The sequence below is a fragment of the Micromonospora endophytica genome, assembly GCF_003236305.1.
GTDB classification, from domain to species: Bacteria; Actinomycetota; Actinomycetes; order Mycobacteriales; family Micromonosporaceae; genus Micromonospora; species Micromonospora endophytica.
In genome coordinates this window covers 1-8,437 of the sequence record NZ_POTX01000249.1, presented here as the reverse complement: position 1 = coordinate 8,437, position 8,437 = coordinate 1, and the positions used below count along the sequence as shown (strand labels likewise).

10 protein-coding genes are annotated in these 8,437 nt (G+C 72.4%); 5 read left to right on the top strand and 5 right to left on the bottom strand.

All coding sequences use genetic code 11. The annotated features are described in order from the left end of the window. Window positions 1-198: 198 nt before the first annotated feature. Window positions 199-798, top strand: coding sequence for a class F sortase (locus C1I93_RS25530; RefSeq protein ID WP_223256358.1), 600 nt, complete (start codon window positions 199-201; stop codon window positions 796-798). 27 nt (window positions 799-825) lie between these two features. On the opposite strand, the gene C1I93_RS25525 is transcribed toward C1I93_RS25530, so the two are convergent. The 3 genes from C1I93_RS25525 to C1I93_RS25515 form a co-directional block, all read right to left on the bottom strand. Then, window positions 826-1,137, bottom strand: coding sequence for an antibiotic biosynthesis monooxygenase family protein (locus tag C1I93_RS25525; protein WP_111245833.1), 312 nt, complete (start codon window positions 1,135-1,137; stop codon window positions 826-828). A gap of 10 nt (window positions 1,138-1,147) precedes the next feature. Then, a complete protein-coding gene (locus C1I93_RS25520; protein ID WP_111245832.1) occupies window positions 1,148-1,963 on the bottom strand; it encodes an exodeoxyribonuclease III in 816 nt (271 codons plus the stop codon). A 138-nt stretch (window positions 1,964-2,101) separates the two neighbouring features. Further along, on the bottom strand, window positions 2,102-3,016 hold the full coding sequence (locus C1I93_RS25515; protein WP_111245831.1) for a proteasome assembly chaperone family protein: 915 nt from the start codon (window positions 3,014-3,016) through the stop codon (window positions 2,102-2,104). 247 nt (window positions 3,017-3,263) lie between these two features. On the opposite strand from C1I93_RS25515, the gene C1I93_RS25510 reads away from it, so the two are divergent. After that, window positions 3,264-4,031, top strand: coding sequence for an EcsC family protein (locus C1I93_RS25510; RefSeq protein ID WP_111245830.1), 768 nt, complete (start codon window positions 3,264-3,266; stop codon window positions 4,029-4,031). Between the two features lie 3 nt (window positions 4,032-4,034). Here the strand turns inward: C1I93_RS25510 and C1I93_RS25505 are convergent, their stop codons facing one another. Both C1I93_RS25505 and C1I93_RS25500 read right to left on the bottom strand, forming a co-directional pair. Beyond that, window positions 4,035-4,883: a GDSL-type esterase/lipase family protein gene (locus C1I93_RS25505; RefSeq protein ID WP_111245829.1), complete on the bottom strand. Its 849-nt coding sequence runs from the start codon at window positions 4,881-4,883 to the stop codon at window positions 4,035-4,037. A 109-nt stretch (window positions 4,884-4,992) separates the two neighbouring features. Next, window positions 4,993-5,607, bottom strand: coding sequence for an antibiotic biosynthesis monooxygenase (locus C1I93_RS25500; protein ID WP_111245828.1), 615 nt, complete (start codon window positions 5,605-5,607; stop codon window positions 4,993-4,995). A 124-nt stretch (window positions 5,608-5,731) separates the two neighbouring features. Here C1I93_RS25500 and C1I93_RS25495 point away from each other — a divergent pair, with 124 nt between their 5' ends. The 3 genes from C1I93_RS25495 to C1I93_RS25485 are packed head-to-tail and all read left to right on the top strand — an operon-like array spanning window position 5,732 to window position 8,429. Then, on the top strand, window positions 5,732-5,995 hold the full coding sequence (locus C1I93_RS25495; RefSeq protein ID WP_111245827.1) for a DUF6343 family protein: 264 nt from the start codon (window positions 5,732-5,734) through the stop codon (window positions 5,993-5,995). A gap of 15 nt (window positions 5,996-6,010) precedes the next feature. Further along, on the top strand, window positions 6,011-7,423 hold the full coding sequence (locus C1I93_RS25490; RefSeq protein ID WP_111245826.1) for an NADP-dependent succinic semialdehyde dehydrogenase: 1,413 nt from the start codon (window positions 6,011-6,013) through the stop codon (window positions 7,421-7,423). Window positions 7,424-7,466: 43 nt separating this feature from the next. Then, on the top strand, window positions 7,467-8,429 hold the full coding sequence (locus C1I93_RS25485) for a TIGR03885 family FMN-dependent LLM class oxidoreductase (RefSeq protein ID WP_111245825.1): 963 nt from the start codon (window positions 7,467-7,469) through the stop codon (window positions 8,427-8,429). Window positions 8,430-8,437: the final 8 nt, after the last annotated feature.

Here is an 8,437-nt window from a genome sequence, read left to right as displayed (position 1 = left end):
CGCCCACCCCGTCCCGGCGGGTGGACGCCGCCTTCGGCTGGCCACCACACCGGCGTACCCGCGCCGGGCCGCGCGTTCGGCGTAAGCGCACCCGGCGCCGCGCGGGGCGTACCCGCGTCGGGTTCTGCGCGCCGGAGGCGCGGTGTCGCGCCCGCGCCCGCGCGCCGGACCGGCCGATCGGAGCGGGGGCCCTGGTCCGTGCCGCTCGCCGTGGTGCTGGTGATCGCCGGGGTCTTCGCCACCGGGGCCGGGCTCGGTCGTACCGTCGGCGGGCCGCTGGACTGGGCCGCCGCCGGCAGCGAGCGGTCGCCAGCCGGCGCGGCGGCGGCGCGGACGGCGGTGCGGCCGGTCAGCCTCGCCGTGCCCTCGATCGACGTTTCCGCTCCGGTACGGCCGGTCGGCGAGGCACCGGACGGTTCGATCGCGGTACCACCCTTGAGCCGGCACCAGGAGACCGGCTGGTACGACCGGGGACCGGCCCCGGGTGAGCCCGGTCCCGCGGTCATCGTCGGGCACGTGGACACGAAGAGCGGCCCGTCGGTCTTCTACAACCTGGGCAAGCTGCGTGCCGGCGACACGATCGAAGTGACCCGGGACGACGGCGCGGTGGTGGTCTTCGGGGTGGACTCGGTGGAGCGCTTCCCCAAGGACCGGTTTCCGGCGGACCGCATCTACGGCCACGACGGTCCCGCCGGCCTGCGCCTGATCACCTGTGGTGGCCAGTTCGTCGGCGGCCGGACCGGCTACGAGGACAACGTGATCGCCTTTGCCTCCCTGCGCACCACCCGTACGCCCTGAACCGGCCGTCGTCCACCTCGGCCGGGATCAGGGAACCTGCTGGACCACCTCGAACTCCAGCAGGGTGGCACCGGAGGCCACCGGTGGGCGCTGCTCGGCGCCGGGTGGGGCGGCGTGGGCGGCCCGTGCCGGACCCGCGGCCCACGCCTGATACGCCTCCTCGGACTCCCAGCGGGTGTAAACGAAGTAACGGCTCTCCCCGGCGACCGGACGCAGCAACTCGAAACCCAGGAACCCCGGCGAGTTCTCCACCGCGCGGGCCCGGGCCGCGAACCGCTTCTCCAACTCCTCGCCAGCACCGGCCGGTACGTCGATCGCGTTGATCTTCACGACTGCCATGTCCCCCACCCTAGGTCAACGATGATCGGCGTCCCTGCGGCTGGCCCGGGACCAGGTCGGTGTCGACGACGATCGGGGCGTGGTCGGAGGGGCCCTTGCCCTTGCGGGCCTCCCGGTCGACGTACGCCGAGCGGACCGCCCCGGCCACCGCAGCGGAGGCGTACACCAGGTCGATCCGCATGCCCTTGTTCTGGTGGAACATCCCGGCCCGGTAGTCCCAGTAGGTGAAGGGGTGCGGGCCCTTCATCGGGGTCGGCACCACGTCGGTGAGGCCGAGGTCGCGCAGCGCGGCGAGGGCCGCCCGCTCGGCCGGGGTGACGTGGGTGGAGGTGGCGAACACCGCCGGATTCCACACGTCGTCGTCGGTCGGCGCCACGTTGAAGTCACCACAGACGGCCAGCGCCGTGGTGCTGCTCAGTTCGGTGGCCAGCGCGTCGCGCAGCGACGCCAGCCAGGCCAGCTTGTACGCGTAGTGCGGGTCGTCCCGGGTACGTCCGTTCGGCACGTACACCGACCAGACCCGTAGCCCGCCGCAGGTGGCCGAGATGGCGCGGGCCTCCGGCTCGGGGAAACCGGGCTCGTCGGGGAACCCGACGGTGACATCGGCCAGACCGACCCGGGACAGGATGGCCACCCCGTTCCATCTGCCGTCGCTGTGGCTGGCGACGGTGTAGCCCAGCTCGCCGACCTCAGCGACCGGGAAGGCCCCGTCCGGGCACTTGGTCTCCTGGAGGCAGACCACGTCCGGCCCGGTGCCGGCCAACCAGTCGAGCAGCCGGGGCAGGCGGGCCTTCACCGAGTTGACGTTCCAGGTGGCCAGGCGCATGGTGCCAGCCTGCCTTATCCCCGGTCGGTCCACCGAGCCGACCGGCAGGGCGTGGTCGCCCCGCCGGTGCTCACCGTTGCCGTTAACAGGGGGCCCCTCCTATACACGAGGCGTTAACAGGGGGCCCTTCCTTGCACGCTAGGTGTCGTTGTTGGGGCGGGTCTGCTCGGCGAGGAAACGTTCCAGTTCGGCACCGAGTTCCTCGGCGGTGGGCAGCGGGCCGTTCTCCTCGGCGAGCAGGTTCTTGCCGCCGCGACCGCGGGCGTACGCGTCGTACTGCTCCTCCAGGGCCTGGACCAACGCCGACGCCTCGTCGCTCTGGGCGACCTGGCGGTCGATCTCCACCCGGACCGACTCGGCGGCGGTGCCCAGCGCATCGCGGGGCAGCAGCAGCCCGGTGCTGCGGGACACCGAGGCCAGCAGCACCTCGGCGGCGGCAGGGTATTCGGCCTGCGCCACATAGTGCGGCACGTGCGCGGCGAAGCCCAACGCGTCCCGGCCGGCCTCGCCGAGGCGGAACTCCAGCAGGTGACCGACGCTGCCGGGGACCTGGACCCGTTGCAGCCACGGCTCGTACCCGCTGATCAGCTCAGGTCGGGTGGCGTGCGCGGTGACGCCGGTCGGGCGGGTGTGCGGCACCGCCATCGGGATGGCGTTGAGCCCGACGGTGAGGCGGACGTCCAGCCGCGCCGCGAGCCCGGCGACGGCGGCGGTGAACCGTTCCCACTGCAGGTCCGGCTCGGGGCCGGTGAGCAGCAGGAAGGGCGTCTCGTCATCGTCGTGGAGCAGGTGCAGCTCCAGCTCCGGCGCGTCGTAGCTCTCCCAGTGGTCCTCCACGAAGGTCATCACCGGGCGGCGGGAGCGGTAGTCGAAGATCTGGTCCAGGTCGAAACGGGCGATCGAACGCGACTCCAGCGAGCTGAACAACTGTTCGCGGGCCAGCCGGACGGCGTTGCCGGCGTCGACGAAACCGGTGAGAGCCTGGATCAGGACCGGTTGACCGAGGTCGGGCAGATCGTCGGTGAGTTCGTAGAGCTCGTGTGGGTCGAGCACCGGTGCGGCCTCCCTCGATGCGGGTGACGGGTCGCCGGTGGGCGGCGTCCCCGATCGTCAGAACGTACCCGTCATCCTGGCGCATTCCTGTTTCGCCCATCCGCGCGGCCCGGCTTCCCCACGGCGGCGACCGCACCGACAACGGATCGCGCCGACTGTCGGATCGACACCGGTTCGCGCGGGCACGGGTACGGCGTTGCCGCGTCGGGGTACACATGGTGCAGCGCGACCGAAGGGAGAGAGGCGAATGAATGAGCCCGCCCCCGCCGAGGGCCAGCCTGCGCCGCCCGCCGTACCCTCGCCCGTCCCGGCCGCCAGCGGCGCCGCCGGGGCCACCGAGGCCACCGAGGGTCCGCCGGCCACCCTCTGGGACCGGATGCGTCAGGATCCGCAGTACGCCCCCGAACACCTCGCCCTCGAAGCGGTCCGCCGGCTCGGGCCGGAGGCGGCGGCGTGGCGCCAGCAGGCTCGCGCCGAGCAGCCGGACGCCACCGCCGAGACCCTCGCGGAGCAGGCGGTGCGCCGGTTCGTCAACCGGGCCCGGCTCTCCGGCGCGGTCTCCGGTGCCGCCGGGTTACCGGGCGCGGTGATCGACGTGGGTGTCCTCGCCTGGACCCAGGCCCGGATGGTGCTGCACATCGCCGCCGCGTACGGGGTCGACCCCACCCACCCGGACCGGGCCGCCGACCTGCTGGTTCTCCAGAAGGTGCACAAGGTCGCCTCGGCTGCCCGGTTGGCGCTGGGGGTGGCGGCCGGACGGGAACGGGCCGGGGCGTTGTTCGGCGGCGGCGAGCGGGCCCCGCTCGGTCGGGTGATGCTGCGGCTCGGTGTTCGGCTGGCGCAGATGGCCGGCGTACGCGCGGCGAAACGCGCCTTCGCCAAGGTGATCCCCGGTGCGGCGATCGTCCTCGGCACCTGGGCGAACTCCTCGGCCACCAAGAACCTCGCCGACCGGTCCCGGGAGCTGTACCGGCAACACACCGGACCCCAGGTGCCGCCACCGCGCCGAGGCTGAGGCTCAGTCGCGGTAACCGGCGGAGCGCCAGGTCACCTCCGCGAGCCGGGACTGGCCGGCGGTGTTGGGGTGGAAGTAGTCAAGCGCGTTGACCAGGTCCAGGTCGAACCGGATCCGGTGCACGGCGCCGCCGTCGTACCGGCAGCGGGAACCGTACGCCCGGCAGGCCGCCGCCAGCTGGTCGTTGTAGGCGGCGACGCGGGCCCGGAACGTGGCTCGCCGTTCGCGGTCGGCGGCGTCGGTCGAGGTCGGCTCGGCCAGCAGCGACGGGCAGATACCGTGTCGCCAGGCCCGCACGGCACGCCTGTCGTCGTGGCCGACCTCCCAGAGCCGGTACAGGTTCGGGATGCTGACGACCAGGACCCGCGCTTTCGGCCGCCCCTCCCGCAGCACCCGTAGTCCACGATCGACCTCGGCTCGGAACTCCGCCACCGGCGTCATCGCGTCGATGCTGCCCCGGCAGGCGTCGTTGGCGCCGATCAGGACGGTCACGTAGTCGGCGCGGTCACGTACCGCCGCCTGCGCCTGCCCGGCCAGCGCCGCGGCCCGGGCCCCCGGCCGCGCGTGGTTGTACGCCTTGCCGCGTAGCCCCGGATTGCGGTCGAGCAGCCGGCGGTAGTGGCTGTCGACCCGCAGGCCGTCCCCAGTGGACCAGGAGTTGCGCTCGCACGAGGTCAGCACCAGGCAGGAGCCGAACCCGGTGGTGATGGAGTCGCCGAGCGCCGCGATCGCCTTGGGGGAGCCGGCCGGAGGCGTCCCGCTCGGCCGGGGCGACGCCTCTCCGCCTCCCTCGCAGGCCAGCGCGATCAACGCGAGCAGGCAGACGGCGGCGGTGGTCCAGCGTCCAGACATGACGTCCCCAGCCTTACAGCACACAGCGATGGCATGGTGACTCTACGCGAGGATGGGTCGCTGGTCACGCGTCGATGTCGAGCAGGTGGCAGTGGACTGCCGGTGCCTGTCAGCGCGGTTCGCGCCAGGGCGGCTGTTGCCCGTGCAGCCACCAGTGCAGCGCCCGGGTGATCCTGGGCAGCACCAGGTACGTCATCAGTGGGGTCAGCGAGAGCGTCATGATCAGCACCCGGGCCGCGGTGGGCAGGTGGGGCAGCAGGTGCCCGGTCAGCAGGGTGGCGGTCAGGCTGAGCGGGAAGAACGCCAGCCAGATGGTGACCGCCTGCTTCCAGCGCGGCGGTGACGGCGCCACCAGCGGCGCCACCACCGGCGGCGCGGCCAGTGGCGCGGCGGCCGGTTCCCGGGGCGGATCGAACCACCCTTCGATGCCGGTGCGCCGCTCGACCCGGGTGTGCTCGACGATGCCCTGGGCCGAGGTCAGCCACCAGTGCCGCTGCGGAGAATTCTCCCAGCGGCGCAGGGTGTCCTCGTCGGCGAAACGGTAGAGCATGTGCCAGTCCCCGGAGCCGGGAGCGCTGCGTACCCAGCCGGCACCGAGAAAGCCCGGGAACGCCTCGGCCAGCGCCGTGCCGGCCCGCATCCACGCCACCATCTCGTCGGTACGGGCAGGATCGGCGCGTCGGGCGACCGCGACGGTCACCGGCGCGGCGTGGCTCACGGTCATCCGTCCATGTTCCCCGCAGGTGGGCGCAGAAGTCGGGTCATGGCGGCCCGGTGTAACGCAACCCACGGCCGAAAGCCTGGGTGGGGTGACGGTTAGCTCCGACGGGGCGGGGTAGGTGGGGGTGATGACGAGATCACAGCCACGGCGCGCCCGGGGCACGGTCGGCCACGCGAACAGCGCGTTGAATCTGCGCCTCGCGCTGGCCAGCTTCGGGCTCGTCAGCATGACCGTCTTCGCGGTGCTGGCCTTTCGCGCGGACGTGATCTGGCTGGGCGTCGCCTGTGTCGTCCTCGCGGTGGTCGCCGTGGTCGACCTGGCCGTCATCCAACGCCGCCGCGCCGCTCGCCGCCGCGAGGAGCCCGGGGTGCGGCACTCGCTGTTCGAGTGACTGGAGTAGCCACTGATGACCATCGCCACCACGAACCCCGCCACCGGTCAGGTGCTCAAGACGTACGGTGCGATGTCCGACGAGCAGATCGACGACGCGATCGAGCGGACCGACCTGGCCTACCGGCAGTTGCTCGGCACCACTGTCGCGCAGCGGGGTGGGTGGTTGACCGCGACGGCGGACCTGCTCGAGGCGGAGCGGGACGACATCGCCCGGCTGATGACCACCGAGATGGGCAAGACCCTCGCCGCCTCGAAGGCCGAGGTCACCAAGTGCGCCGCCGCCTGCCGTTTCTACGCCCGCCGCGCGGCGGAGTTCCTCGCCGACGTGCCGGCGGACGCCGAGGCGGTCTCCGCGACCCGGGCGTTCGTCAGGTACCAGCCGATCGGGCCGGTGCTCGCGGTGATGCCGTGGAACTTCCCGCTCTGGCAGGTCATGCGGTTCGCCGCGCCGGCGTTGATGGCCGGCAACACCGGCCTGCTCAAGCACGCCTCCAACGTGCCGCAGACCGCGCTGCTGCTGGAGGACCTGTTCCGTCGCGCCGGCTTCCCCGAGGGCGCGTTCACCACCCTGCTGGTCGACTCCGACGCGGTGGACCGGATCCTGAGCGACGCCCGGGTACGCGCCGCCACGCTCACCGGCAGCGAGATCGCCGGTCGGTCGATCGCCCAGATCGCCGGCCGGGAGTTGAAGAAGACCGTGCTGGAGTTGGGCGGCAGCGACCCCTTCGTGGTGATGCCCTCGGCGGATGTGGAACTGGCCGCTGAGGTGGCGACCACCGCCCGCTGCCAGAACAACGGCCAGTCCTGCATCGCGGCCAAGCGCTTCATCGTGCACGCCGACGTCTACGAGACCTTCGCCGAGGCGTTCGCCCGGCGGATGGCGGCGCTGCGGGTGGGCGACCCGATGGACGAGGCCACCGACGTGGGTCCGCTGGCCAGCGAGCGGGGCCGCGACGAGATCGACGCCCAGGTCCGCGACGCGGTCGACAAGGGCGCCACCGTGCTCTGCGGCGGGCACAAGCCCGGCGGCGAGGGCTGGTTCTATCCGCCGACCGTGGTGGCGGACCTGAACCCGCAGATGCGCATGTGGGCCGAGGAGGTGTTCGGGCCGGTCGCCGGACTGTACCGGGTGTCGTCGTACGCGGAGGCTGTCGAGTTGGCCAACGGCACCTCCTTCGGCCTCGGTGCGAACGCCTGGACGCGGGATCCGCAGGAGCAGGAGCGCTTCGCCACCGACCTGGAGGCGGGTGCCGTCTTCATCAACGGCATGACCACGTCCTATCCGGAGCTGCCCTTCGGCGGGGTGAAGAACTCCGGCTACGGCCGCGAGTTGTCGGCCCAGGGGATGCACGAGTTCTGCAACGTCAAGACCGTCTGGGTCGGCGAGGGCATGGCCGGCGCCGGCCCCGGCGCCCACGCCGAATAGCCGCGCGCTTACGTCCACGCCGGGGTGGGTAGGGAACGGCGGCATGACGGCGATCGGTTTCCACGCTTCCCACGAGCAGATCCACCCGCGCGCCCTGCTGGAGGCGGTCACCCACGCGGAGAGCGTCGGTTTCGACGCGGCCATGTGCTCCGACCACTTCGCTCCCTGGAGCGAGCGCCAGGGCCACTCCGGGTTCGCCTGGTCCTGGCTCGGTTCGGCGCTGCAGGCCACCGGGCTGTCGTTCGGCGTGGTCAACGCGCCCGGGCAGCGCTACCACCCGGCGATCATCGCGCAGGCGATCGGCACCCTCGGCGCGATGTACCCGGGCCGGTTCTGGGCCGCGTTGGGTTCCGGTGAGGCCGCCAACGAGCACATCACCGGGGACGCCTGGCCCCGTAAGGATGTGCGTAACGCGCGGCTGCGCGAGTGCGTCGAGGTCATCCGCGCCCTGCTGGCCGGCGAGGAGGTGAGCCACGACGGCCTGGTCCGGGTCGACCGGGCCCGGTTGTGGAGCCGGCCCGAGCAGCCACCGGCCCTGGTCGGTGCCGCGGTCAGTGTCGAGACCGCCCGGTGGTGCGCCGAATGGGCGGACGGTCTGATCACCGTCAACGCGTCACGCGAGCACCTGCGCCGGATGATCGACGCCTACCGGTCCGCGGGGGGCCGCGGGCCGCTGCACCTCCAGGTGCACCTGAGCTGGGCGCCCGCCCAGGCCGAGGCCGAGGCGATCGCGTACGACCAGTGGCGCAGCAACGTCTTCGCCCCGCCGGTCTGCTGGGATCTGACCACGCCCGAGCACTTCGACGTGGTTTCCGCCGAGGTGCCGAGGGAGCGCCTCGCCGAGGTGGTGAACATCTCCGCCGACCTGGGCCGGCACGTGGGCTGGCTGGAGGAGTACATCGACCTCGGTTTCGACCAGATCGCGCTGCACCACGTCGGGCAGGAGCAGCGGCCGTTCCTCGACGCCTTCGGCGACCAGGTGCTCCCCAAACTCCTGTCTCTATAAACATCTCC